23 protein-coding genes and 1 pseudogene are annotated in these 23,428 nt (G+C 63.6%); 10 read left to right on the top strand and 14 right to left on the bottom strand.

What is annotated here, in order from left to right; translation table 11 throughout:
* From MOV74_RS09545 to MOV74_RS09535, 3 genes and pseudogenes are all read right to left on the bottom strand, one after another.
* Positions 1 to 407: pseudogene (locus tag MOV74_RS09545) on the bottom strand (tetratricopeptide repeat protein); the annotation flags it as partial.
* A gap of 224 nt (positions 408 to 631) precedes the next feature.
* Positions 632 to 1,492, bottom strand: a complete 861-nt coding sequence (locus tag MOV74_RS09540; protein ID WP_246920703.1) for a tetratricopeptide repeat protein — start codon at positions 1,490 to 1,492, stop codon at positions 632 to 634.
* Positions 1,493 to 1,576: 84 nt separating this feature from the next.
* Positions 1,577 to 2,203 (bottom strand): FecR domain-containing protein, encoded by a 627-nt coding sequence (locus tag MOV74_RS09535; protein WP_309486789.1) that lies wholly within the window; start codon positions 2,201 to 2,203, stop codon positions 1,577 to 1,579.
* Positions 2,204 to 2,600: 397 nt separating this feature from the next.
* Between MOV74_RS09535 and MOV74_RS09530 the strand changes: the two genes are divergently transcribed.
* Entirely contained in the window at positions 2,601 to 6,728 is a 4,128-nt protein-coding gene (locus MOV74_RS09530; RefSeq protein ID WP_246920689.1) for a VCBS domain-containing protein, read from the top strand.
* 22 nt (positions 6,729 to 6,750) lie between these two features.
* On the opposite strand, the gene MOV74_RS09525 is transcribed toward MOV74_RS09530, so the two are convergent.
* The 5 genes from MOV74_RS09525 to fliL all read right to left on the bottom strand — a co-directional run bounded on the left by MOV74_RS09525 (position 6,751) and on the right by fliL (position 10,487).
* A complete protein-coding gene (locus MOV74_RS09525) occupies positions 6,751 to 6,948 on the bottom strand; it encodes a hypothetical protein (protein WP_246920673.1) in 198 nt (65 codons plus the stop codon).
* A 591-nt stretch (positions 6,949 to 7,539) separates the two neighbouring features.
* The gene (locus tag MOV74_RS09520) at positions 7,540 to 8,304 is read right to left on the bottom strand and encodes a MotE family protein (RefSeq protein ID WP_246920670.1); all 765 of its coding nucleotides are present in this window, start codon (positions 8,302 to 8,304) and stop codon (positions 7,540 to 7,542) included.
* Positions 8,305 to 8,313: 9 nt separating this feature from the next.
* Entirely contained in the window at positions 8,314 to 8,760 is a 447-nt protein-coding gene (locus tag MOV74_RS09515; protein WP_212081757.1) for a DUF6468 domain-containing protein, read from the bottom strand.
* Positions 8,757 to 9,959: a flagellar motor switch protein FliM gene (fliM, locus tag MOV74_RS09510; RefSeq protein ID WP_018321852.1), complete on the bottom strand. Its 1,203-nt coding sequence runs from the start codon at positions 9,957 to 9,959 to the stop codon at positions 8,757 to 8,759. Before fliM ends, MOV74_RS09515 begins: the two co-directional genes overlap by 4 nt.
* A 30-nt stretch (positions 9,960 to 9,989) precedes the next feature.
* On the bottom strand, positions 9,990 to 10,487 hold the full coding sequence (gene fliL, locus MOV74_RS09505) for a flagellar basal body-associated protein FliL (RefSeq protein WP_246920667.1): 498 nt from the start codon (positions 10,485 to 10,487) through the stop codon (positions 9,990 to 9,992).
* A 376-nt stretch (positions 10,488 to 10,863) separates the two neighbouring features.
* Here fliL and flgF point away from each other — a divergent pair, with 376 nt between their 5' ends.
* The 4 genes from flgF to flgH are packed head-to-tail and all read left to right on the top strand — an operon-like array spanning position 10,864 to position 14,345.
* Positions 10,864 to 11,625: a flagellar basal-body rod protein FlgF gene (flgF, locus tag MOV74_RS09500; protein ID WP_246920665.1), complete on the top strand. Its 762-nt coding sequence runs from the start codon at positions 10,864 to 10,866 to the stop codon at positions 11,623 to 11,625.
* A 16-nt stretch (positions 11,626 to 11,641) separates the two neighbouring features.
* Entirely contained in the window at positions 11,642 to 12,430 is a 789-nt protein-coding gene (gene flgG, locus MOV74_RS09495) for a flagellar basal-body rod protein FlgG (RefSeq protein ID WP_246920650.1), read from the top strand.
* A gap of 10 nt (positions 12,431 to 12,440) precedes the next feature.
* On the top strand, positions 12,441 to 13,577 hold the full coding sequence (flgA, locus tag MOV74_RS09490) for a flagellar basal body P-ring formation chaperone FlgA (protein ID WP_246920648.1): 1,137 nt from the start codon (positions 12,441 to 12,443) through the stop codon (positions 13,575 to 13,577).
* Positions 13,578 to 13,580: 3 nt separating this feature from the next.
* The gene (gene flgH, locus MOV74_RS09485; RefSeq protein WP_246920646.1) at positions 13,581 to 14,345 is read left to right on the top strand and encodes a flagellar basal body L-ring protein FlgH; all 765 of its coding nucleotides are present in this window, start codon (positions 13,581 to 13,583) and stop codon (positions 14,343 to 14,345) included.
* 189 nt (positions 14,346 to 14,534) lie between these two features.
* Here the strand turns inward: flgH and MOV74_RS09480 are convergent, their stop codons facing one another.
* The 3 genes from MOV74_RS09480 to MOV74_RS09470 all read right to left on the bottom strand — a co-directional run bounded on the left by MOV74_RS09480 (position 14,535) and on the right by MOV74_RS09470 (position 16,969).
* On the bottom strand, positions 14,535 to 15,314 hold the full coding sequence (locus tag MOV74_RS09480) for a 2-keto-4-pentenoate hydratase (RefSeq protein WP_246920644.1): 780 nt from the start codon (positions 15,312 to 15,314) through the stop codon (positions 14,535 to 14,537).
* 462 nt (positions 15,315 to 15,776) lie between these two features.
* Positions 15,777 to 16,142 carry an RNA polymerase-binding protein DksA gene (dksA, locus tag MOV74_RS09475; protein ID WP_008554760.1) on the bottom strand — a complete coding sequence of 122 codons (366 nt, stop codon included), beginning with the start codon at positions 16,140 to 16,142 and terminating at the stop codon, positions 15,777 to 15,779.
* Positions 16,143 to 16,357: 215 nt separating this feature from the next.
* Positions 16,358 to 16,969: an NAD(P)-dependent oxidoreductase gene (locus tag MOV74_RS09470; protein WP_246920641.1), complete on the bottom strand. Its 612-nt coding sequence runs from the start codon at positions 16,967 to 16,969 to the stop codon at positions 16,358 to 16,360.
* Between the two features lie 149 nt (positions 16,970 to 17,118).
* On the opposite strand from MOV74_RS09470, the gene MOV74_RS09465 reads away from it, so the two are divergent.
* On the top strand, positions 17,119 to 17,490 hold the full coding sequence (locus tag MOV74_RS09465) for a helix-turn-helix domain-containing protein (RefSeq protein WP_246920706.1): 372 nt from the start codon (positions 17,119 to 17,121) through the stop codon (positions 17,488 to 17,490).
* 172 nt (positions 17,491 to 17,662) lie between these two features.
* Here MOV74_RS09465 and MOV74_RS09460 read toward each other — a convergent pair whose 3' ends face one another.
* Positions 17,663 to 18,076 carry a flagellar assembly protein FliX gene (locus tag MOV74_RS09460; RefSeq protein ID WP_246920638.1) on the bottom strand — a complete coding sequence of 138 codons (414 nt, stop codon included), beginning with the start codon at positions 18,074 to 18,076 and terminating at the stop codon, positions 17,663 to 17,665.
* 282 nt (positions 18,077 to 18,358) lie between these two features.
* Here MOV74_RS09460 and MOV74_RS09455 point away from each other — a divergent pair, with 282 nt between their 5' ends.
* From MOV74_RS09455 to MOV74_RS09440, 4 genes are all read left to right on the top strand, one after another.
* Positions 18,359 to 19,483, top strand: a complete 1,125-nt coding sequence (locus MOV74_RS09455; RefSeq protein WP_246920635.1) for a flagellar basal body P-ring protein FlgI — start codon at positions 18,359 to 18,361, stop codon at positions 19,481 to 19,483.
* The gene (gene flgJ, locus MOV74_RS09450; RefSeq protein WP_246920626.1) at positions 19,483 to 19,851 is read left to right on the top strand and encodes a flagellar assembly peptidoglycan hydrolase FlgJ; all 369 of its coding nucleotides are present in this window, start codon (positions 19,483 to 19,485) and stop codon (positions 19,849 to 19,851) included. The genes MOV74_RS09455 and flgJ overlap by 1 nt, the downstream gene beginning before the upstream one ends.
* An 11-nt stretch (positions 19,852 to 19,862) precedes the next feature.
* Positions 19,863 to 20,360, top strand: a complete 498-nt coding sequence (locus MOV74_RS09445; RefSeq protein ID WP_246920623.1) for a hypothetical protein — start codon at positions 19,863 to 19,865, stop codon at positions 20,358 to 20,360.
* Between the two features lie 159 nt (positions 20,361 to 20,519).
* Entirely contained in the window at positions 20,520 to 20,879 is a 360-nt protein-coding gene (locus tag MOV74_RS09440) for a hypothetical protein (RefSeq protein WP_246920622.1), read from the top strand.
* Positions 20,880 to 20,994: 115 nt separating this feature from the next.
* On the opposite strand, the gene flaF is transcribed toward MOV74_RS09440, so the two are convergent.
* Both flaF and MOV74_RS09430 read right to left on the bottom strand, forming a co-directional pair.
* Positions 20,995 to 21,363, bottom strand: coding sequence for a flagellar biosynthesis regulator FlaF (gene flaF, locus MOV74_RS09435; protein WP_008554779.1), 369 nt, complete (start codon positions 21,361 to 21,363; stop codon positions 20,995 to 20,997).
* A gap of 293 nt (positions 21,364 to 21,656) precedes the next feature.
* Positions 21,657 to 23,428, bottom strand: a 1,772-nt coding sequence (locus MOV74_RS09430; protein WP_246920620.1) for a DUF1522 domain-containing protein, incomplete at its 5' end; no start/stop codon positions are given.

Here is a 23,428-nt window from a genome sequence, read left to right as displayed (position 1 = left end):
GTGCGCTCGCCGGCGTTCATGGTGTTGACGGTGACGCGCCGCGCCAGCGACAGGCGGATGGCGCCGCCGTCAGGATCGCGGCGCGCCGAGTTGACGTAATCGGGCGCGCCTTCCGGAACGCGGTCGACGGGGACGTCGACGGGCCGGTCGAAGCGGATGATGAGGATGGAGCCCGCAGTCGTCACCTCGGAGGGAACGTCCTCGCCGAGCTTGATGACGAGGCGGGCAAAGCCGCCGCCGGCCGAAAAGGTCGCCTCGCCTCTTACAGAATCGGCCGCCCGGGCGGGCACACCGAGGCCGATCAGTAGGCAGACCGCCAGCACGCCAGCCTTTCGGACATGACGCGACAGCCCCGGCGTCATTGCGCGGGCTCGCGACCACAATCCATCGGCAGCCTCTCGCGCCATTGGCGGCATTTCTTCCGGTCCGACAATCCACGCCGGCAATGGCGCCGGCCGGTGCCGTCGACTGTAGGACTCGCCAATTAAGGACTTGTTAATGCTATATCTTGATTTGCTCTGGGACAGCACGCCGTGCCGGATCGAGCGTGGGCGGATCGGTCAAGTTTGGATTTGAGAGGCAGGCGGTTAAGAAGTTGTTAACACCTGCACGACGGCGCTGTCGCGATTGGTCAATCGTTCGACGGCACGCCATAGCGAGCAAAATCCTCGCGGATTCCAGCGTCGATTCTTCTTGCCGCCGAAATATCGCTATCGCCGCCACCTTTGTCGCCGAGCCTGAGTTTGGCAACCCCGCGACCGTAGAGCGCGCTCGCAAGTTTGGGCGCGAATCGCAGCGCTGAATTGTAGTCATCGATAGCCGCGGAGAGTTGCCCCATTTTCAGATTGATCAGAGCTCGCGAATCATACGTCGCGGCGTTTGTTTCCGATCGAAGCGCCCTGTCGCAGTCGTCCAGCGCAGCCTGCAAAGCGCCGAGGACGGCTCGGGCCCAACAGCGCCCGCTCCACACCGCTTCCAGATTCGGATCAAGACGAATTGCCTCATCATAGTCCTGCGCTGCACGCTCGTACGCATTGCTCTTCAGGTAGGCTGCCGCACGGTTGGCAAACGCAGCGCCATAGTTTGGATTCAGCCTGAGTGCCTCCTCAAAAGCGCCAAGGGCGAGGTCGTGCGCGCCTTTCCTCAGATAAGCCACGCCAAGATTGTTGAAGGCTTTGGCATAATTTGGATTGAGCCTGGTCGCTTCAGCGAAGTCCTTGATCGCGCGTTCGTAGTCGGTTTTGGCGCTATAGGCATTGCCTCTGTTGTTGTGGGCGACGGCGAAGCCGTTCGCAGTCCCCTCGCCCGCATCGATAAACGCCGTGCAGCCATCGATCCGAGCTTCGGGCAACACCCGATCTGAGCCGTTACACAGTTCAACATTCTTGAGTGCGCCGCCCTTCTTTGGCTTCTGCGCGAAGCCCGACGAACCGGACAGCACAACAATCAGAATGAGAATCACTGCCTTGATGACACTGGCTCTTGCGGTCATTTACGCACCAGGCGCCGAACTCCGAGAGTGACGAAGCGTTAATCCCAGTATCGGCCGCCGGCATGGCGGCTTCAGGTCAACTTCTCAGCATCCGCGACAGATATTGAGTCTGCGATTGGCGCTTCGATCGGGCTTCGGCGCAGCGACTGCCGGCGGCTTCTTCAGGAGCTTGCTGTTGCCCTCTTCAATCAGGGTCGAAAATCTGGCTGACCCATCATCCGAAATCTCGATATGCGGCGTCGTGCCTCGGATCCCCAGCGTGGCGACGGGAGTATCGACCTTCATGTCACCAGTCCTGGCGACACTGCCCGCAACAAAAGTGAACGTTCCCTTGGCGAGATTGAACAGGGTCGCATTGGACTTGCCGTCCGGCTCATACACATAATGATCCAACACCATGCGAGCGTTGCTCGATAGATTGAACGAGCTGCCGTCGGTAAAGTTGATGCCGACTTTGCCGTCGGCCCCGGTCAGCACCACATCACCGAGATAGACGGAATCACCCGTCTTGGTCCGGGCGGGCTCACTCGAGACATTCGCTTGAACGACCACTGCGCCCGCATGTTCGATCGTGACCGAGCCTGTTGCCGCCACCACCTTCCCAATCGGTTTCGAAGCCGGGGTAGCGACGGCGGGCTTGGCGGAATCGATTTGCGCTCGAGCCGCACTCGGCAAGAAATTGGCAATCGCCAAAACAAAGCCGGTCGCCAAAGCGGCTATCGTAGGTCTGCGCATGATCCCCCCTTTCTGAGAAGATCTTGTCGCTATCGGCGGCCATCGTTCGAGCCGCGAAGCGCAGCTGCATTAAATATAATTGTTGTTTAATTTTCTCGACCGGCTTAATTAAGGCCTGCGCCAGATAAATGCTACAAATTTGAATGCGTCTCGTTTTTTAATTTAATCACATTGGCGGGAGGGCGGAGCGGAAATGGCAGTCAGTCTGGCTGTCCCTGCGAAACGTCTCTCTCAAAGGCAAACTTGATTATTTCGGCGGGCACGCCTTTGGGCTGCCAGCGCCTAGGATATTTTCGTCCCTTGGCGAGGGCGCCCCGAGCAAGACCATGGCAGCACGCCGAGCCTGAATCGATCACCCAGGCGAGGTTGAACCATGTCAGTCGCGTCCGACATCCAGGTTGGTAGCGGGGCCGCCATGGCCCTGTCCGTCCAAATCATTGGCCATATCCATAAAGTGATCGGTTGCGGTACGCTCACACCAGCGAGCGGCGTCGCCACACAGGCGGTGGCTGGCGCGCCTGTCCACCGGGCTGACGTGATCGAGACCGATGCCGACGGACAGATCACACTTCGCTTCATCGACGGTACTTTGTTCAACATCGCCTGCGGCACTCACGTCGTGCTGAACGAATTCGTCTTCGACGCCGAAGGCATGTCACCGAGAGCCCTGTTCGACGTGGCTCGAGGAAGCTTCAGTTTCGTACCAGGCCGGCTGGCAGAAACCGGATCACTCCAGGTGAATACACCCATTGCAGGCATCCGCGCCCGGGGCCACGCCGGCGGCTTCGGGATGCTGACACTTGCAGCACTGACTTTCTCGGCCGCGCAAAATGCCGAAGCTGCGGATCCTGATGTCACATTCCTGGATGACGACTCCATCACCTACAAGGACCTTGCGCACGGTGCATTTGAGCTCGTGACCAAGGAGCGGATCCCACGACACATCATCGTTGAAGATCCCGGCGAGACAATCGTCCTCAAGAAGGTGGGATCCACCATCAGCGTCAACCAGGTCGCGAACACGGCCGCTCGCATGGACGAATTGCGCGCCGCTCAGCAGGATGTGCTCGCCAATCTCGCAGACCAAGGGCCACATGGATCGGGCACACCACCCTTTGTCAAATCCCAGCCGCTGCAGCCGATCAACTTCGTTCCGCCTGACGCGCCGGAGCTGCGGACTTTGCCGACTGTGTTGCCATTCGTCATCCTCGAGCCTCTAGGACGTCTACCGCCGACGCTCAGCACCGGAGCCGGGCCAGCTGAACTCGACACGGTGGTGTTTGACACATTCACTGCGGCGACAGGAACTTTCAGTGCCAGTAGCACCAACAGCAGCGACCAGCTGACCTTCGGCGTCATCGGGGCGAGCGCCGGCAATACGGTCCTGGGTGGAGTGACGTACGATCTGTCGAAGACAAGCCCCTACGGAATACTCTACGTCAACAGCACGAGCGGCGCCTATACGTTCGTGCCCGACGACGTCGCTATCAACGCGCTGAAGGCGCCCACGACCGATGGCTTCGTTATCACGGTCTCCGATGGATTCACCTCTGTCAATCAGACCTTCACGATCACCATTAACGGTGTCAATGACGCGGCAATCATCTCCGGCACCACGATCGGCTCGACTGTCGAGGCCGGTGGCATCGCCAATGGAACGCCCGGCACGCCGATTGCGACCGGCACCCTCACCGACACCGACGTCGACGATCCGCCCAATACGTTCACCGCGGTGAGCTCGCCAACAGCGAGCGCCGGTGGCTACGGCACCTTCACGATGACGGCCGGCGGGGTGTGGACCTACACTTTAGACAACGCCAAATTGGCTGTGCAGGCGCTCAATGCGGGCGAGACGCTGACCGACAGCTTTACGGTAACCACGATCGGAGGCACCGCCCAGGTGGTGACGATCACCATCCACGGCACCAGTGACGCGGCGATCATCTCCGGTGAGACGACTGGCGCAGTGATCGAGGCTGGCGGCATCGCCAATGCAAACCCCGGCACCGCCACCGCGAGTGGTACGCTCACCGATGCCGACGTCGACACCCCCGCAAATGCTTTCACGGCGGTCGGCTCGCCAACGGCGAGCGCCGCTGGCTACGGCACCTTCACCATGACGGCAGCGGGCGTGTGGACCTACACGCTCGACAATGCCAACGCTGCGGTGCAGGCTCTCAATTCCGGCGAGACGCTGACCGATACGTTCACGGTGACCACGCTGGATGGAACTGCCCAAGTGGTCACGATCACCATCCATGGCAGCAACGATGCCGCTGTCATTTCCGGGACAACGGCCGGCTCGGTGACCGAGGCCGGAGGCGTCACCAACGCGACACCCGGCACGCCGAGCGCAACAGGCACGCTCGTTGCCACCGACGTCGACAACGCATCCAATACCTTCACAACCGTGAGTTCGCCCAAGGCCAGCACGAGTGGCTATGGTACCTTCACAATAACCGCCGCCGGCGTGTGGACCTACACGCTCGACAACGCCAACGGCGCGGTGCAGTCGCTCAATGTCGGCGGCACACTTATCGACAGTTTCACTGTGACAGCCGTCGACGGCACGCCGCAGGTGGTGACGATCACCATCCACGGCGCCAACGACGCGGCCCTTATTTTCGGTACAACGACCGGCTCAGTGACCGAGGCAGGAACTTTCTCACCCGGCGCTCCCGTCGAGACCGGCACGCTCATCGACACGGACGTCGACAACGCGCCGAACACTTTCACCGCGGTCTCTTCGCCTACGTCGAGCGACGACGGATACGGCACCTTCACCATGACGGCCGCCGGCGTGTGGACTTACACCCTCGACAACAACAATAGCGTGGTTCAGGCGCTCGAGGTCGGCGACACGCTGACCGACACTTTCACGGTAACTGCCATCGATGGCACGACCCAGTCGGTGACCATCGCCATCCATGGCGCTAGTGACGCAGACCCCAACGATTTTGATAACCTGGCCACCGGATCCGTCGTGATCTCCGATCCACCCAACGTGTATGGGACGCCGGGGAGCGAAACCATCGCGGGCGGCGGCGATACAGGTCAGATCATCTACGCGGGCGCCAGCAGCGATACCGTCAATGGTACCGGCAAAGCGGACGTTCTCTATGGCGGCTCCGGTAATGACACGATCAAAGGCAACGACGGCGATGACGTCATCTACGGCGGCTCGGGCAACGATACGATCAACGGCAACAACGGCGGCGACACCATAACCGGCGGATTTGGTGCGGACCGACTCACCGGCAGCAATGGGAACGACCACTTCGCCTATTTGTTCGTGGCCGATTCCAATGCGGGCCAGTTCGACACCGTCACCGACTTCGCCTCGGGGGCCGACAAGATCGACTTGACCGCTCTTGGTGCGCTTGGGTTCGCCATCTTGGCCTTGAGCTCAACTAGCACGGCCGTGCCGGCACATACGATCGCCTGGCTCTATGACAGCACGGCAAATGAAACCATCGTGTACGTCAATGCAACGGACCAGACCCTTCACGTCGGCGATTCCGGTCTGCTCGAAATCCATTTGCAGGGGATTGCAACCATCGACGCGTCGGACTTCATCCTGGCGCCGCCGGCGGCACCTGTGATGGCGGCTGCCAGCGAACTGCTGGATCTCACCGCAACCGCGCAGAGTGACGCGACCGCCGTGGTAGCGAGCACTTCCGAGGTCTCGTCCGATTCCGGAAGCGGCGATGGCACGCCCCTCGCCGATGGGAGTTCCGCAATCCAATCAAGCGAGGCGACCTCCAGCCTGAATTGGGGCTGGGAATGGACCGAATATTCCAGCATCGCCGGTTCAGACGAGGTGCAAACGCGCGCGACCGAAACGACCAGCAGTGACGCGGCAGCTCCCTCAGCCAGCGGACTGCCTGCGATCTTGCAGCACACGGCCGCACCGACGGAGATCAGTTTTGTCTTCAACCACATGCTCGACACAGACACGACGGCTGGCAAACATGGCGCGATTTCCGGAAGCGGCCAGATGCCTGCCATCGCTGTCGCCGCGCTGAATTTTGATCATGACGCCGCCGAACCGCACGCCGGGCGCGGGCTTGCGCTGGGGAGCGATGCCGGGAATCACGGCGTCTCGCACCCGGCAAACGCCGCACAGGCGGCTGGTCATACCGGCGATCACGCGGCAGAGACGACGCTCAACCCCGACCTTCTGCAGTCATCGGCCCCTGGCGCCCACTCCTCGCTCTCAGGCAACGCGGCAGAGCAGCACGGCTCGCCCCATGGAGCGTCCGCGTCAAAGCCCGCCAATCCGCAGCAGCTCGGCGACTCGTTCCGGTTCAAGGATGACGCTTCGCAGGGTTCACAGCACAGCGCGGTGTTGGATCATGTCTCAGACGTCGCCGGTCATCACGACCACGCTGGAGCATTCCACGAGCTGGCATCCATGCCTGAGACATCCCCGCCTGACGTTGATCCAGCTTACGGAGCAGGTACAGTTCAAGGCCATGTGTTGCACGATCTGATCGTGTGACGCCCGCAAGGCGATGGCGTCTTCAGTGTTGATTGCCGGCGCCGTCCGGCGCTGAGGAATTCTCTTGATCGAGAGAAGATTCATCATCGTTGCCGTCGTCGCCCTCGGGCGGCGCTGCATGCTGATGGTTTAGCGCGGACGTCCAGGCGGAAGTCATCGCCGCTAGGAGGAGCCGGTTGACGGCCTCGATTACGCGTTCTGCTGCGGACGAGTAGTTCATGGCCTCCTCCTCCTGCGCTGCTGACTGCGAATGGCCGAAGCTTACGACGGCGCCTTGAGTGCCACTGTCCGCCACTTCACACACGCGCGCGTCAACTCACCGCAGTCTCAGAAGATGCCGGCTCCCGCAGCTGCACCCGCAACGTGCCGCCTTGACGAGTTGCCGAGCGTGCGTGCCCACAACCTTCGAGGCGTTGCGCTTCGCACGCGACTCTGAATCAGATGTGATCTCGGCGATGCGAACCGATTAATTGGCTTTGGGGGTCGTCAATGAGCGGAGAAGCCGGTTGCATTGTGTGTAGCAGGGCAAGAGCGGTCGTCGAGATCATTCCGATCGCCAGAGGATATGCCCTGAAAGTATATGAATGCTCCTGTTGCCATAGCAGGCTGCAGCTCGTGACTCGGGCCACAAAGGCCGTGGCGAACAAGCAGCAGCTCGATTCTCTTCCTCGGGTGGAGAAGCAGTTGCGTCCGCCTGTTCGCAAGGTGCAACAGGCGTTCGCGAACTAGGCACGCAGGGGTGTCCGGCTGCGCTTCAGCCGAACGACCGCGCGACACCGCAGGTTGCCAAAGCACGCTTCGCCTTGAGCGCTCAATTCGGCTTTTGCGTCGGCTTGCCGTCGATCTTGGGCAGATCTCCGGCCGAGGCGGACTGATCGCCGCCGCCATTGGCCCGGCGGGCCATCTCGACCGTCAGCTTCTCGGCGGCTTCCGGCGACATCAGCCCCATAATATCCGACATCTTTCGCGGCGCGATGGCCGAGGCGATCTCGATCAGCACGCCCATCTCCAGCCGGTCGAACACCCGCGCGGCGTCCTTGGGCTTCATGCCCTCGTACATGGTGACGAGGCCCTTCATGCGCTGGGCTTCGGCGGCTTTCTGCTCGGCCTGCGTCGCGGAGATGCGGGTTTCCACCGCCTTCATCTCCTCGACCTTGCCTTCGATACGCTTCTCGGCCGATTTGAGCAGGCTCTCGCGGATGTCGATCTCGCGCTGGCGGGCCTCGATCTCCTGGCGGCGCGCCTGCAACCGTTCGAGGATCGCGCGCTCGGAGGCCGAGACCTGCGGCTGGGCTTCGTCCACCTTGACCACGGTGCCTTCGGGCTTGGTCTCGGGCGCGGCGGGCTTGGGCGCCTCCTTCGGCGCACCATGGGTCGAGCCGGTGATGATCTCCGGGTCCTCGCGGCCGGTCGGGAAGTTCAGATTCTCCTGCGCCCAGGATTTCTTGGCCTGGTTCGGCTTGTAGTCGAACACGTAGCCGCCATTGATCACGAGGCCCGCGACCTTCAGCGTGGCGAGGCCTGCGACGGCGACCAGGACGACCGGGATGACGCGGATGTTACGAAAGGACTTCATACCCTGACTTCATGCGGCAAGGCCGTTGGATCGTCGGCGCTCGGAGAAGGCTTCGGCTGCCGCCGCTACCGCCTTCGCCGTCGATGGCTTGGCCGCGGGCGCGGCAACCGTTTCCGGACTGGTCATGGGGCGCGCGGCGATCGCGATCTTGGACAGCCGCCGCACTACGTTGTCGGCTTCGCCGAGCTGCTTGTAGAGCTGGTCCGACATCTGCGTCGCCGCGGCGAGCTGGCTGCCGAGGTTCTCGTTGACGTCGCGCACGGCCAGCTTCAGCCCGCCGATCGCACGCTCGGCGATCTCGGTCGCGGTGATCAGCTCGCCGATCACCGCCTTCAGCGAATGCTCGTCCGCCTTCAGCCGCGTCAGCCGCTTGTTGAGCATGACGCAGTAGACGATCGTCAGCATCAGCAGGATAGCCACAAGCGTCTCGATCGCCATTCCCAGGGAGTGGTTCATGGGGCCTCCATCATCTTGTTCTGCTCGTCCACCTTCTCGAACATCGCAAGTGTCGTACTTGGCTTGCGCAAGGGTTTCGTCACGCGGATCGCGACGCGGTCGCCGACCCGGCCCATCCGCCCCTCGGTCAGTGTGACGTCGCCGCACCGCACGGTGACGTTGGCGTCGGCGCGCATGTCCAGCGGCAGCGTGTCGCCGACCTTGAGCCGCATCAGCTGCTTGAGCGGGATGTCGGCCTCGTAGAGCACGGCATCGACGGCGATCTCGGCCTGCACGATCTCGGTGGCGAAATGGCCTTCCCAGACCGGGTCGCGGCCGAACTTTTCGCCCATGAACATCTGGAGCAGGACGCCCCGGATCGGCTCGATGGTCGCATAAGGCAGCAGCAGCTCGATGTTGCCGCCGCGGTCTTCCATGTCGATGCGCAGGCGCACCAGGATCGCGGCATTGGCGGGACGGCTGATCGCGGCGAAGCGCGGATTGGTCTCGAGCCGGTCGATCGTGAAGGTCACCGGCGACAGCGGCCGGAACGCCTGTTCGGCGTCGGCCAGCACCACCTCGACCAGCCGCTTGACCAGCTCGGTCTCGATCGTGGTGTAGGGCCGGCCCTCGATACGGAGCTGGCTGGTGCCGCGGCGGCCGCCGAGCAGCACGTCGATCATCGAATAGATCAGGTTGGAATCGACCGTCGCCATGCCGAAGTTTTCCCACTCCTCGGCCTTGAAGACGGTGAGGACCGCGGGCAGCGGGATCGAGTTCATGTAGTCGCCGAAGCGCACCGAGGTGATGCGGTCGAGCGAGACTTCGACGTTGTCGGAGGTGAAATTGCGCAAGCTTGTCGTCATCAACCGCACCAGGCGGTCGAAGACGATTTCGAGCATCGGCAGACGCTCGTAGGAGACCATCGCCGAATCGATGATGGCGCGAATGCCGGAATGGTCGTCTAGCGTGACGTCGCCGACGGTGAAGCCGAGGAGATTGTCGATCTCCTCCTGCGACAGCACCCGCTCGCCGGAGTTCTTGCCGCTGCCGAGATCGCGGCTGCCGTCCTCGACCATGGCCGCCCATTGCAGGGCCATGGTCTCCGACAGCTCGTTCTCGGCGGCAGCCTTCGCGGCCTCCGCGGGATCCTCGGAATCGAGCGACGCCTCCCATTGGGCGGCAATCGCATCCTGGTCCATTTGCTCGTTGCCGGCCATGCCGCTAGCCCATTGCCTTCCGCAGCGTGCTCACTGGATCACGACTTCCTTGAACAGCACCGCGCTGACCTGGACCGGGGCGACCGCCGCGTTGACGCGCTTGGTCAGCTCCTCCTTGAGGCGGAAGATGCCGGCGGACCCGTTGAGATCGGAGGGGCGCAGCTCGCGCACATAGGTCTGGAAGATGTCGGTGACGCGCGGCATCGTCGGCTTGATCGCCTCGATCTGTTTCTCTTCCTTCAGTTCCAGCACGATCTTCAGCCGCAGATATTGCACCCGCTCGCCCGGCGCGCCGGCGAGGTTGACCATGATGTCGGGGACGTCGACGAAGGACGGCGGCTTCGGCGGCGGCGCGGCCTCGGCATGATGCTCGTTGTCGCCGTGCCGGAAGAAGAAGAACCAGGTCGCAGCACCGCCGCCGAGGACGGCGAGCAGGCCGACGGCCATGATGATGAGCTTCAGCTTGTTCTTCGGAGCGGCTTCCGCGCCCTCACTGGCTGCGCCGCCTTCCGCTTCATTCTCTGCCATGGTCGCCGCGCCCGGATCTCTAAAAGGGGTCGAAAGAGCGAAGCCTTGAGACAGTGACGCGATACAAATGCCCGGCGAAGTGCGCTCCTCTTCACGGCAAACGCTACGGTAATAATGGTTAACGGAATCTTTCGATTGGGCTTTCACTAGGAAAAATCTGCCGGGCAGACATGGCTAACAGAACCTTTCTGCCGCCCTCACGCGCCCATCAAAAACGGGCAAGTCACTGAAATAACGCAATTTTCTGACTTGGCACAGCTTTCGCTGAGAGAGGGCCGAGACCGAACGGTTTGGGAGAACCTGACGGTCTCGTTCACGGGGTCCGCCAAGGCGCTTGGGAGAGCGAAATGGCAGATCCACTCAGGGGAGATTTCCGATGCAGAACGCGCTTCTGATCGGCCTGTCACGGCAGATGACGTTGGAACGGCAGATGGATGTCATCGCCAACAACGTCGCCAATGCCAACACCAACGGCTTCAAGGCCGACCATTCGCTGTTCGAGGAGTTTCTCAACTCGAACGCGCGTGAAGACAATTTCATCGGCGCGGACCGCCGTGTCTCCTATGTGCAGGACCGCGGCACCTACCGCGACATCGGCCAGGGGCCGATGGAGCCGACCAGCAACCCGCTCGACATGGCGATCGACGGCAACGCCTATTTCGCGGTGCAGGCCAATGGCGGCGAGCTCTTCACCCGCGACGGCAAATTCTCGCTCAACAGCACCGGCCAGCTCGTCACCTCGGACGGCAATCTGGTGCTCGGCACCGGCGGCCCGATCACCTTCCAGCCGACCGACCACGACATCAACGTCGCCCCCGACGGCACCATCACGGTGCTCGAGGGCACCGCCAAGACCGACTCGATCCGCGGCAAGATCCGCATGGCCTCGTTCGACGACCCGACCAAGCTGACCAAGCTCGGCGCCAATCTCTATGCCGCCGGCTCCGCCACCCAGCAGACCGACGCCAAGTCCAGCGTGCGCCAGGGCTATGTCGAGAAATCGAACGTGAACTCGGTCGGCGAGATGACCCGCATGGTCGAAGTCATGCGCAGCTACACCGCCATCGCCAACCTGCTCCAGCAGCAGAGTGACCTCCACAAATCGGCGATCGAGAAGCTCGCCGACGTTCCGGCCTGATTGAGGGAGAACTGACATGCAGGCGCTTCACACCGCAGCGACCGGAATGGCGGCACAGGAACTCAACGTTCAGGTGATCTCCAACAACATCGCCAACCTGCGCACCACCGGCTTCAAGAAGCAGACCGCGGCGTTCCAGGACCTGATCTACGAGCACGTGCGCCGCGTCGGCGCGCAGGCCTCGGACCAGGGCACCATCCTGCCCGTCGGCGTCGACATCGGCGGCGGCGTCAAGACCGTCGGTACGCCGCGCAGCATGACGCAGGGCACGCTGTCGCAGACCGGCAACGATCTCGACCTCGCGGTCTCCGGCGACGGCTTCTTCAAGATCCTGATGCCCGACGGCACCTACCAGTACACCCGCGACGGCACCTTCCAGATGGACAATCAGGGCCGCATCGTCACCGCGCAGGGCAACCCGGTGCAGCCGACCATCACGATTCCGAACAACGCATCGGGCCTGTCCGTCAATGAGCAGGGCCAGGTCTCGGTGACGCTGCCGGGCTCCTCGACCTCGACCATCCAGGGCCAGATCGGCCTGACCCGCTTCATCAACAAGGCGGGCCTGCAGCCCGTCGGCAGCAATCAGTTCACCGAGACGCCCTCCTCCGGTCCGCCCCAGGACGGCACGGCCACGGCCGAAGGTTACGGCAAGATCTCGCAAGGCAGCCTCGAGCAGGCCAATGTCGACGTCGTCTCGGAGATGAGCGACCTCATCGCCGCCCAGCGCGCTTACGAGATGAACGCCAAGGTGATCAGCGCCGCCGACCAGATGATGCAATCGACCACGGCGCTGTTCCGCTGAGGTGATGACGATGATCCGCGCCACCCTCGCCACGATCTCCGTCCTTCTCGCGCTGGCCCTGCCGGCAGCGGCCGCCGACGATTTCATCGCCTCGCCGACGCTGCGCGCGAGCGTCACCGTGACCTCGGACGTGGTGCGGGTCGGCGATCTCATCGACAATGCCGGATCGGCCGCGCTGATCCCGGTCTATCGCTCGCCCGATCTCGGCACCACCGGCGCGCTGCCAGTCGCCCAGGTGCTGTCGGTGCTCCGTGCCAAGCAGGTGATCGGCGTGATGACCGGCGACATCAAGGAAGTCCAGGTCACCCGCCTCGCCCGCACGCTCGCGAGCAAGGACCTCGAAACCGCGGTCTCTGCGGCGCTCGAACGCCGCTTCGGCCTCGGGGATGCCGCCAACATCACCATCACGTTCGACCGCGGCGTCGCCGAGATGCGCCTGGACGCCTCCAACAGCGGCGCGCTGCAGCCGGTCGCGACCCGCTATGACGCCCGCAGCGGCCGTTTCGACATCGCCTTCGAGATTGCCAACGACAACAATCCGGCCCCGACCAAGCTCCGCTTCACCGGCACCGCGATCGAGACGGTGGAAGTGGCCGTGCTGACGCGCGACATCGACCGTACCGATCTCCTGAAGTCCTCCGACGTCTCGCTGGAGCGCCGGCCGAAGGCCGAGGTTACCGGCGAGCCCGCCTCGCGCGAACGCAGCGTCGGCATGCAGTTGCGCCGGCCGATGCGGGCCGGCACGCCGCTCCGTGCCGCCGACATCGTCAAACCCGACTTCGTGGTGCGCGATCAGGCCGTCACCATCATCTACCAGGTGCCCGGCGTCTATCTCACCACGCGCGGCAAGGCGATCGAGAGCGGCGCCGAGGGCGACACCGTCAGCGTGATCAACCTGCAATCCAAGCGCACGCTGACCGGTGTCGTCACCGGCCGCGGCCAGGTGACGATCCAGGGTGCGAGCCAGTCCGCACCGATGGCGCCCGCGGTCGAGCAGACCTCCTCGCTCCAGCGCGAAGCGCCCGCTCCCATCGACACTGCAGCCATCGTCCGGAGCCTGGTCCAGGCTCCTGCCTCGCCGGCTCAAGTCGCACAAGCACAGATTCCGCAAGTTCGCGCCTCGCAAGCTCCAGCCAAGTCAGAGTAAGTCATGTCCTCGTTCAGTTCGGCTTCCCGCCTTCGTCGCATCGCGATCTCTACCCTGCTGCTGGCCTCTTGCGCGCTGGGCGGCTGCTCCTCGATCGACCGTCTGTCGCAGATCGGCGAGCAGCCGAAGCTGTCGGCGATCGACAATCCGACGGCGCAGCCGGGCTACAAGCCGGTGCAGATGCCGATGCCGAAGCCGGAAGTCGCCTCCTACAATCCGAACTCGCTGTGGCGCAACGGCAGCCGCGCCTTCTTCAAGGACCAGCGTGCCCGCCAGGTCGGCGACCTCCTGACCGTGACCGTGAACATCACCGACAAGGCCAACCTCTCCAACGAAACCCAGCGCAGCCGCACCAATTCGGAAGACTCAGGCATCACCGACTTCATCGGCGCGAAGACGCTGGGCGCCCAGGCGCAGAAGGTGCTGCCCGGCCGCATCCTCACCGCCGACTCCACCGCGTCCAGCGACGGCAAGGGCTCGGTCAACCGCCAGGAGGCGTTGCAGACCAACGTCGCCGCCGTGGTCACGCAAGTCCTGCCGAACGGCAACCTCGTGGTCGAAGGCAAGCAGGAGATCCGCGTCAACTACGAGATCCGCGAGCTCATCGTCGCCGGCATCGTCCGTCCCGAAGACATCCAGAGCGACAACACCATCGATTCCACCAAGATCGCGCAGGCCCGCATCGCCTATGGCGGCCGCGGCCAGATCATGGACGTGCAGCAGCCGCGCTACGGCCAGCAAGTCATGGATGTGCTGCTGCCCTTCTAAGCTTCTCCCGAGCTCCCACATCGTGTTCGCGAACCTAGGCGCGAACGACGGTGTACGACGCGGCCCTCGCTAGCTCCCCTGGCGAGGGCCGCATGTATTTTGGCGTCGCGGCTGCAAAGCCCGCCAGTTGACGCTCTCAAACGCCGCGCCAACCTCCGTCATTGCGAGAGCGCCGAAGCGCCCCGCCCCTCACGTAAACTCCGCCTCCACCGCCCCCAAGCCCTCCAGTTCCATCCGCACCTTGTCGCCGGCCTTCAGCCACAGCGTCTTGACCAGGCTGCCGGTGAGCACGAGCTGTCCCGCGTGAAGACCCTTGCCTTCGGCGGCGAGATGGTTGGCGAGCCAGGCCAGCGCGTTGTGGGGGTGGCCGAGCACGTCGGCGCCGGTGCCGTGGCTGACCTCCTCGCCGTTGAGGATGGCGCGGCCCTTGACAGCCTTCAGGTCCGGAACCGACGAGCGCGGAACCGCCGGGGCCAGCACGCAGCCGGCCGCGAAAAAATCGTCCGCGATCAGCGTCGGCGCGCCCATCGTCTCCCACTTCACGTAGCGGTCGTCGACGATCTCTATCGCGGGATGATAGGCCTCGACCGCCTCGCCGACCCATTCGGCCGTGAACGGCGCCTCGCCGGCGGCGAGGTCGCGCTTCAGGCGAACCGCGATCTCGCATTCGACACCGACCCGGACATATTTGGAGGCGGCAAGCCTGGCGCCGCTGTCATGCACGCCCTTCTGGAACACGCCGCCGGCGCAGGGATGCGGGATGCCGATATAGTCCTGCATCACCTGGCTGGTGCAGCCGATCTTGTAGCCGACCAGCGGCCCGGCATGCGGAAGCAGCAGGTCGTGCAGCGTGCGCTGGACCTGATAGCCCTCGGCTTCATCAATGGGCGGACGTTCCAGCACCGCGAGCGGCGCATGGTTGCGGCGCGCCAGCGCGATCGCCTTTGCGGCTTCGAGAATCTTGTCCATCGGCGCCGCCTCCCACGCTACGCAGTCGCAGGCCGTACTTCAGCATCCCCGCTCCGGCCTGACAAGCGCGCCCGGCCGGGGATTACGGTGCCTCGCCCGCGTTTAAGGAAATATTGAGCTGGTGGAGGCTCTATGGAGGCAGGCGCCTCGCAGGTCCCGCAAACAGCGCAAAAGGCATGATTGCAGCGATGCTTCATGCAGCTGGATCAGCGCTTCAACTCCCGAGTCGATCTCGTTGAAGCGACTCGCAAAATCTCCCGCACCTGAAGTGAAGGCTGTTTCTCATCCGAACTCACGTGAGCTCGGAGGAATCGAGTCTAGCCCGTTGATCGCGATTCACTTTTCGCGCTTGCGCTCGCGCGCCGAGGCACCCGTCTGCAAGCGACAGGCAAAATGCTGATCACGACGCGAAACGGCGCCTTGCGTCCAAAAACAAAGAGCCGCATCTCTGCGGCTCGGACTCTATTCGTCGCGATAGACCTTCTCGCGTTTCTCGTGGCGCTCCTGCGCCTCCACCGAGAGCGTCGCGATGGGCCGGGCCTCGAGCCGCTTCAACGAGATCGGCTCGCCGGTGTCCTCGCAATAGCCGTAGGTGTTGTCCTCGATACGCTGGAGCGCGGCGTCGATCTTGGCGATCAACTTGCGCTGGCGGTCGCGGGCACGGAGTTCGATGGCACGGTCGGTTTCGGACGATGCCCGATCGGCGAGATCGGGGTGGTTCACGTTCTCCTCCTGCAAGGCTTGCAGGGTGAGCTTGGACTCTTTGAGGATCTCATCCTTCCAGGCAAGGAGCTTCAAACGGAAGTACTCCTTCTGCCGGTCGTTCATGAAAGGCTCTTTTTCGGTCGGTCGGTAGTTTTTCAACTTTTCCAAGGGCGGCCTATCTGTCTAAGCAACGACTCGCAACGGAAACGATGTCCGTTGAGCGGGGCGTTATATAGCGGCCTCCTGTGACAGACAATGTTTCCCTCACCGCCCGATCGGCGCCCCCAAGCCCTTGCACAGGAAGGTTTATCCTGGAGGGACCGGGGGCGGCCGAAGGCCTAGTAGCCGACCGTGAAGCGCTGCCTCAGATGGGCCGGGCGCTCGATCTCGTCGGCAAGCGCAATGGCGTAGTCAGCGAAGCTGATCCAGCTCTTGCCGTTCGCATCTGCGAGAAGCTGATCGGTGCCGAGCCGGAACTTGCCGGTGCGTTCCCCCTCGACGAACAGCGCAGACGGCGAAATGAAGGTCCAGTTCAGCTCCTTTTCCTGCCGCAACAGGTCGAGGAAGGCCGAGCCTGCTTCCGCTTCGGCCTTGTATTGGGCCGGAAAATTGGGAGTGGTGACCAGCTTCACGCCGGGCGCCACCTCGAGGCTGCCGGCGCCGCCGACGACGAGGTAGCGACCGACCTTGGCGTCCTTCGCCGCGCCGATCAGCTTGAGCGCGTCGCTGGTCAGGAAGTGCACGGAACTCACGGCGACGTCGTGCCCGGCCCACAGCTTGGCAAGGCCCGCCTGGTCGAGCACGTCTCCCTTGGTCGGCGTAACGTTCGGCAGGGCTGCGATCTTCTCCGGGTTCCGGGCGATGGCCGTGACCGCGTGGCCGCGGCGCGACAGTTCCTTGGTGATCTCCGACCCGGCCCGGCCCGAAGCGCCGGCGACTGCGATTTTCATTGGAAGGCTCCTTTGCTACAATGGTAACTAATGGAGACTAGATAACGAAAAGAATGCTGGTGTTAAGAGAGCACTTTGTGCTTACCTGATTACACGAGGGTAACCCCATGCGTACCGTAAGCGACGAGAACGGATTCCTAGGCCCGACCATGAAACCCGACGTCTATGCAGCGAACTGCCCTACCCGCCAGATTCTGGATCGCGTCGGCGACAAATGGGCGGTGCTGATCCTCCTGCTGTTGCGCGAGGAGGCGATGCGCTTCAATCAGTTGCGCCGCACGATCGAAGGCATTTCGCAGAAGATGTTGAGCCAGGTTCTCAAATCGCTCGAACGCGACGGGCTGATCAAGCGTCATGCCATCGCGACCGTGCCTGTCACGGTGCAATATTCGATCACGCAGCTCGGACTGACGCTCGCCAGCGCGGTCGATCCGCTGCGCGATTGGGCCGAGCAGAATCTGAAAGACGTTCTCGCCGCCCAGCGCCGCTACGACACGCAGCAGAAGGAGGAAGCGGCGTAATGGGTGCAACGAAGATCCACTAATTTAGCAGTCCCGTCATCCTGAGGTGCGAGCGGCGCGGTGCGCAGCAACGCGCAGGGAGCCTCGAAGGATGTACGGCCGAGATGCATCAGCCGGGCCCGCCCTTCGAGGCCTCCGCTTCGCTCCGGCGCCTCAGGGTGACGGATGACTCTTAAGCCTGCCCGGCCTTGGCGAGTTCGACCTCGACGCGCAGCTCGATCTCGGAGAGCAGGGAATCGAGACCGGGATCGCCCGAGGACGATTTCAGGTTCGCCGCAGCATCCCGCAGCCGCATCACGGTCGAGGCATCGAGATTGCCGGACAACAGACCCATCTTGAGATCGTCGAGCACGTCGAGCGCGGTCCTGCCGCGGGCCACCGAGCGCTTGCGGCGCTCGACCGGATCCTCCTCGACACCTTGCAGGGCCAGCAGCCCGTCGATGTTGGCGGCGGCCTTCGGTGCGGCTGCGCTCCGCGTCTCCTGTGCCGACGAGGCGTCGGGCAGCACGAAGGTGCCGGAGCCCGTTCGCCTGGCCTGGCTGGCCGGCGCTCCAAGCGTGGTGCCGTTCGGTCCGTAGATGCGCATCGGAGGGAATCCGGGTGATCGATGCCCTCACCTTCGCCGCCTTATGGTTAACGGGGCGTAAACAGCCCGGCAAAATCTGCCGACGGGCGGCAGTTTCGCTCCTCAGGGCGAATGACCGCTGACATTGGTCGAAACAGATTTATTCAACCTATTCAGCCACCTACCCTCGCTGCCCCGGTTGGCACAGCACTGGCAAGGACAGCGCCGGACCAGCTCGTCATGGGAGTGTCGTGCAGGTCTTTCCGATTTGAGGGGCCTTTTCAGGAGGCTTGGGGAGCAGAGATGCCAGGCGTTCGTTGGGTGAGGATTGTTGGGGTGGCCTGCGCGGCGCTGTCGGCGCTGGCGCTGTCGGTCGCGCCGGCGGCTGCGACCTCGCGCATCAAGGATCTCGCCAACATCGAGGGCGTGCGGCAGAACCAGCTCATCGGCTACGGCCTCGTCGTCGGCCTCAACGGCACCGGCGACACCCTCAACAACATCCCCTTCACCAAGCAGTCGCTGCAGGCGATGCTCGAGCGAATGGGCGTCAACATCCGCGGCGCCACCATCCGCACCGGCAACGTCGCCGCCGTGATGGTCACCGGCAATCTGCCGGCCTTCGCCACCCAGGGCACGCGCATGGACGTCACCGTCTCGGCGCTCGGCGATGCCAAGAACCTCCAGGGCGGCACCCTGCTCGTCACCCCCCTGCTCGGCGCCGACGGCAACGTCTACGCAGTGGCGCAGGGCTCGCTCGCAATCTCCGGCTTCCAGGCCGAGGGCGAAGCGGCCAAGATCGTGCGCGGCGTTCCGACCGTGGGACGCATCGCCAACGGCGCCATCATCGAGCGCGAGATCGAGTTCGCGCTCAACCGGCTGCCGAATGTGCGCCTGGCGCTGCGCAATGCCGATTTCACCACGGCCAAGCGGATCGCGGCCGCGGTCAACGACTATCTCGGCGTCAAGACCGCCGAGCCGATCGACCCCTCCACGGTGCAGCTTTCGATCCCGCCGGAGTTCAAGGGCAACGTCGTCGCCTTTCTCACCGAGATCGAGCAGCTCCAGGTCGATCCCGATCTCGCCGCCAAGATCATCATCGACGAGCGCAGCGGCATCATCGTGATGGGCCGCGACGTGCGCGTCGCCACCGTCGCGGTGGCGCAGGGCAACCTCACCGTCACCATCTCCGAGAGCCCGCAGGTGAGCCAGCCCAACCCGTTGTCGCGCGGCCGTACCGTGGTCGCGCCGCGCAGCAGTGTCACCGTCACCGAGGACGGCAAGAAGCTCGCACTCGTCAAGGACGGCGTCTCGCTCCAGCAGCTCGTCGACGGCCTCAACGGCCTCGGCATCGGCCCGCGCGACATGATCAGCATTCTCCAGGCGATCAAGGCGGCTGGCGCGATCGAAGCCGACATCGAGGTGATGTGATGCAGAGCGGCACGATCAACACCTCGCGCCTCGCCACCTCCTCGTCCTTTTCGGTGGAAAGCCGCAACGGCAGGCCGGACTTCGAGCTGGCGAGCGCCCTGCAAAAGGTCCCGCCGAAGCAGCAGGCCAGGGCGCAGAAGACCGCCACCGACTTCGAGGCGATGTTTCTCAACAGCATGTTCTCGCAGATGACCTCGGGCCTGAAGGGCGAAGGCCCGTTCGGCGACACGCCCGGCACCGGCGTGTGGCGCTCGATGCTGACCGAGCAATATTCCAAGAACTTCGCCAAGGCCGGCGGCGTCGGCGTCGCCACCGAAGTCTACCGCACCCTCATCCTGCAGCAGGCGAAAACGATCCGCACGGCATAAGGTCAAACGAGATGAACCAGTTCAACGCCTCACGTCAGCCGATGCAAGCCCAGCGTCCGAACACCGCGCCGGGCGGCGCCGGGGCGCGCAAGCTCGCCGAGGACCTGATGGATGCGATGAGCGCCCTGCTCGGACTTATCGAGCGCGAGACCGAGCTCGTTCGCGCCGGCAAGGTCCGCGAGGCAATGATGCTCGAGAGCAAGAAGCAGGAGCTGTCGCGAAACTACGTCGGCGCCGTCAGCCAGTTGAAGGCGAACCAGCCTCAACTCGCGAAATCCGCGCCGGAGCTGCTTTCGACGCTGCATCGCCACCACGACGCGTTCCGCGCCATGCTCCAGGTCAATCTCACCGTGCTCGCGACCGCGCACGCGGTCTCCGAAAGCGTCGTGCGCGGCGTCAATGCCGAGATCCAGAAGCGCAACGTGCCGAACACCTATACGGCCGCGGGCCGTCGCGCGGCACCAGGTCCGCGCCACATCACCCCGCTCGCGGTCAGCCGCTCGCTCTGAGCGCACACGAAAACTAGAGACGATTTTACGAAAAACCGCGCGACGATATCGTCGCGCGGTTAGGTACGTTTCCTTACCGGGTCTTCAGTCCTGGTGTTCCATGGTTGCGTTATGAGAGGGGTTGGGATTTGACTCACGTAAGGCAACCAGGAGGCTGCCATGAGTACAGATTTCAGCATCAGGCCGGTGGGGATCCCGGCCCCCGTGCAGATCGTAGCGACGTCCAACGTGGCGGCGAACGAGGCCGTGCAAACTGATCTTCCGGTGAGCCAGACGGTCGCCGCGGCGGATACGAGCGCGCCCGTGCGCAATGATCTGCCGAACCGCGAGAACGTCTCGCGCCAGGTCGTGTTCGACCAGGCCGCCGCGTCCTTCGTCTTTCAGGTCGTCAACGACAGGACCGACGCAGTGGTCAACCAGTTCCCCGACGAAGCGATGCTGCGCCGGCGAGCCTATTTCCATGCATTGGATATGAAGTCCGAGCCCTCGCGGCCGCTCAGCACGGACGTCAGCGCCTGACGATCACGATCGAGATTGCGGGATCGACGTTCTTGCTCCGCGCCTGACCGGCACCGGTCGGCGCGAAAGTCGTATTGCCGAAGCAAAACGACAAGCCGTGATCAGCACCTGCCCGTCACGGGCGTCCGGACAGACCAGCAGCGATGTTGCGATTGATCTCGATCAGCGGACGGAAGTGATCGAACTGCGGGCTCATTTGAAGCGCGGCGGTCTGGCTCAGCACGAACACGCTGATGTTGGCGATCTTCTGCCGCACGTCGATCGGCTGCGGATTGTTGTCGCGCATCGCCTCGCTCAAGAAGATGGTCCAGAGCTTGCGGTTGAACATCAGGGCCTGCATGGTCTGCTCGCTGAGCGGATCGGCGTTGTTCACGGCGTCCTGGAGCTTGTTCGCGGCCTTGAGCAGGGTCTGCGCCTCGATGTCGCGAGGAGATGCGGTGGTGGTTGCAACACGCGCATAAGCCGAGGCAGCGGAATTCGACATCAATCACACCCTGGAGGTTACCTAGCGCGTTGTAAGCGCTTAAGGATTTCTTTCCCAACCCTAGGCAGCACCGCTTAAGATTTGCTTACGTGTGTGCTTGGAAGCACTCCGGATAATTACGGGTCGCGGAGCTCTTCGTCAGCGCAACGCTAGATCCACGCACGCACGATGTAAACGCGCTTCGCGCGATGCGTGCTGATCTCAGCTAATCTTGTCTTAGCGATCTCCCTCAAAAGAACGGCGGAGCGTTAGCCCCGCCGCGATATATCGTGTGGCGATCTTGCGCTGAGAAATTAGCGGAGCAGCTGCAGCACGCTCTGCTGCGACTGGTTCGCCAGCGACAGCGCGGAGACCGCGATCGACTGGCGGGTCGACAGTGCCTGGCTGTTCGCCGCTTCCTCGTTGGTGTCGGCGAGCGTCAGGTTGGACGAGCCGGTCTGCAGCACGTTGATCAGGTTCTTGGAGAAGTCCTGACGCACCTGCACGATCGAGAGGTTCGAACCGAGCGAGGAGCCTTCCGAGCGCAACCTGCTCGAGGCGGCATTCAGGCTGGCCAGCACCTTGTTGGTGGCGCCGTTGTCGATGAAGTCCGTGCCGGGAACGAGATTGCTGAGACCGAGACCCGCCGCGTTGAACACGACGCCGTTGATGCCGAGCGTCGAGCTGCCGGTCTCGTTGAAAACCAGCTTCAGCGTGTCGCCGTTGAGCAGGTTGATGCCGTTGAAGGACGAGTCCTGCGACGTCGTGTCGATCTGCGCCAGGATGTTGTTGAACTGGCTGACCAGGCTCGAACGCGCCGTCTGCGCGACGGGGTCCTGAACCGGGGGCTGTGCGGTGGTAAAGGCGAGCACGCCGGTGAGCGTACCACCGACCGCGCCGCCCGCGGCAGTCGAACCGAGGGTCGAGGACGCGTATTCGTTGACGGTGGTCACCGTCAGCACGCCGTTGGCGTCGATCGTCGCCGTCAGGTGGTTCGCCTGCAGCTGCACATTGAGCTGATCGAGCGTCTTGACGGTGCCGTTGGTGCCGTCGCCGAAGGTGACGTTCACCGGCGTACCGCCGTTGAAGGACGAGAAGGTCAGGGTCTTGCCGCTGACACCGCCAACACCGGAGGTGCGCGCCGCGGTGAAGGCGGTCGCCGTTCCCGTGTTGCCGCTGAGGCCGAATGCGCTGAGTGCATTGCCGGTGCCAGTGATCGACAGGTCGGCATTGATGCCGGTTGAGAGCGCAAGCTGGCCGCTGCTGTTGACCGACGACGGGATCTGACCCGCGGTGGGCGTCAAGGTCGCCGCGCCGTTGAAGAGGCTCGCGGTCTTGACGCCGGTGGCAAGATCGACCGCGTTGAGCAGGTCGGTCAGCGTCGCGCTCTGGATGTAGACGGTCGAGTTGCCGTTGCCGTCGGTGACGATGTTGCCGCTGACGCCATACCCGGTGGCCACGCTCGCCGCAGATTGCGGCGTCTGCGCGTTCTTGAAGGTGATGGTATGACCGTCGATGTTCAGGGTTGAGCCGTCCTGAACGAGAGTGCCCAGCGAGCCGGCGGTGGTCGATCGGGCCGCGGTCACGCTCGCATTGCCTGCGCCGGTCGCCGCGGTCAGACCGAGCTTGTTGAGGAAGTCGGCCTTGCCCGTCACGCTCAGATCGGAGCCAGTCGAGCTCTTCAGCGTGACCAGGCCGCCGCCCGAGATGGACGATGCGGTCTGAAGCGTGCCGACGGGTCCGGCCGAACCGCTGACCGCGATGGTGGCCGCGCTCGCGCTGATCGTGGCGGTCTTGACGCCGCTGGCGAGGTCGATGGCAGTGAGTACGTCGTTGATGGTCGCCCCGGGCGCAGCCGCCGTTCCCTCATAGACGATCGAATTGCCATTGCCGTCGGTGGCGATGTGTCCGCTGGCGTCGAGACCCCAGCCGGTCGGCTGCGTGCTCGGAGCGGCGCCGGTGCGGAAGGTGATGGTCTTGCCGTTCACGGTCAGCGTGTCGCCATCGGCGGGCGCGGCCCCGAACGTGGTGGACGCGGTGGTGCCGACCAATGTCGCGGTGCCGGATAGCGCGGTGGTGCCGTCGG

The sequence above is a fragment of the Bradyrhizobium sp. SHOUNA76 genome, assembly GCF_023006445.1.
In the GTDB taxonomy this organism is placed as follows: domain Bacteria; phylum Pseudomonadota; class Alphaproteobacteria; order Rhizobiales; family Xanthobacteraceae; genus Bradyrhizobium.
Note: the sequence above shows the minus strand (reverse complement) of the source record. Positions and strands in the feature narration are given on the sequence as shown.

Bases quoted from the DNA above. Each gene is read 5' to 3' on its own strand.
- MOV74_RS09540 (WP_246920703.1), bottom strand. From the start codon at position 1,492: ATGACCGCAAGAGCCAGTGTCATCAAGGCAGTGATTCTCATTCTGATT.
- MOV74_RS09530 (WP_246920689.1), top strand. From the start codon at position 2,601: ATGTCAGTCGCGTCCGACATCCAGGTTGGTAGCGGGGCCGCCATGGCC.
- MOV74_RS09525 (WP_246920673.1), bottom strand. From the start codon at position 6,948: ATGAACTACTCGTCCGCAGCAGAACGCGTAATCGAGGCCGTCAACCGG.
- MOV74_RS09520 (WP_246920670.1), bottom strand. From the start codon at position 8,304: ATGAAGTCCTTTCGTAACATCCGCGTCATCCCGGTCGTCCTGGTCGCC.
- MOV74_RS09515 (WP_212081757.1), bottom strand. From the start codon at position 8,760: ATGAACCACTCCCTGGGAATGGCGATCGAGACGCTTGTGGCTATCCTG.
- fliM (WP_018321852.1), bottom strand. From the start codon at position 9,959: ATGGCCGGCAACGAGCAAATGGACCAGGATGCGATTGCCGCCCAATGG.
- fliL (WP_246920667.1), bottom strand. From the start codon at position 10,487: ATGGCAGAGAATGAAGCGGAAGGCGGCGCAGCCAGTGAGGGCGCGGAA.
- flgF (WP_246920665.1), top strand. From the start codon at position 10,864: ATGCAGAACGCGCTTCTGATCGGCCTGTCACGGCAGATGACGTTGGAA.
- flgG (WP_246920650.1), top strand. From the start codon at position 11,642: ATGCAGGCGCTTCACACCGCAGCGACCGGAATGGCGGCACAGGAACTC.
- flgA (WP_246920648.1), top strand. From the start codon at position 12,441: ATGATCCGCGCCACCCTCGCCACGATCTCCGTCCTTCTCGCGCTGGCC.
- flgH (WP_246920646.1), top strand. From the start codon at position 13,581: ATGTCCTCGTTCAGTTCGGCTTCCCGCCTTCGTCGCATCGCGATCTCT.
- MOV74_RS09480 (WP_246920644.1), bottom strand. From the start codon at position 15,314: ATGGACAAGATTCTCGAAGCCGCAAAGGCGATCGCGCTGGCGCGCCGC.
- dksA (WP_008554760.1), bottom strand. From the start codon at position 16,142: ATGAACGACCGGCAGAAGGAGTACTTCCGTTTGAAGCTCCTTGCCTGG.
- MOV74_RS09470 (WP_246920641.1), bottom strand. From the start codon at position 16,969: ATGAAAATCGCAGTCGCCGGCGCTTCGGGCCGGGCCGGGTCGGAGATC.
- MOV74_RS09465 (WP_246920706.1), top strand. From the start codon at position 17,119: ATGAAACCCGACGTCTATGCAGCGAACTGCCCTACCCGCCAGATTCTG.
- MOV74_RS09460 (WP_246920638.1), bottom strand. From the start codon at position 18,076: ATGCGCATCTACGGACCGAACGGCACCACGCTTGGAGCGCCGGCCAGC.
- MOV74_RS09455 (WP_246920635.1), top strand. From the start codon at position 18,359: ATGCCAGGCGTTCGTTGGGTGAGGATTGTTGGGGTGGCCTGCGCGGCG.
- flgJ (WP_246920626.1), top strand. From the start codon at position 19,483: ATGCAGAGCGGCACGATCAACACCTCGCGCCTCGCCACCTCCTCGTCC.
- MOV74_RS09445 (WP_246920623.1), top strand. From the start codon at position 19,863: ATGAACCAGTTCAACGCCTCACGTCAGCCGATGCAAGCCCAGCGTCCG.
- MOV74_RS09440 (WP_246920622.1), top strand. From the start codon at position 20,520: ATGAGTACAGATTTCAGCATCAGGCCGGTGGGGATCCCGGCCCCCGTG.
- flaF (WP_008554779.1), bottom strand. From the start codon at position 21,363: ATGTCGAATTCCGCTGCCTCGGCTTATGCGCGTGTTGCAACCACCACC.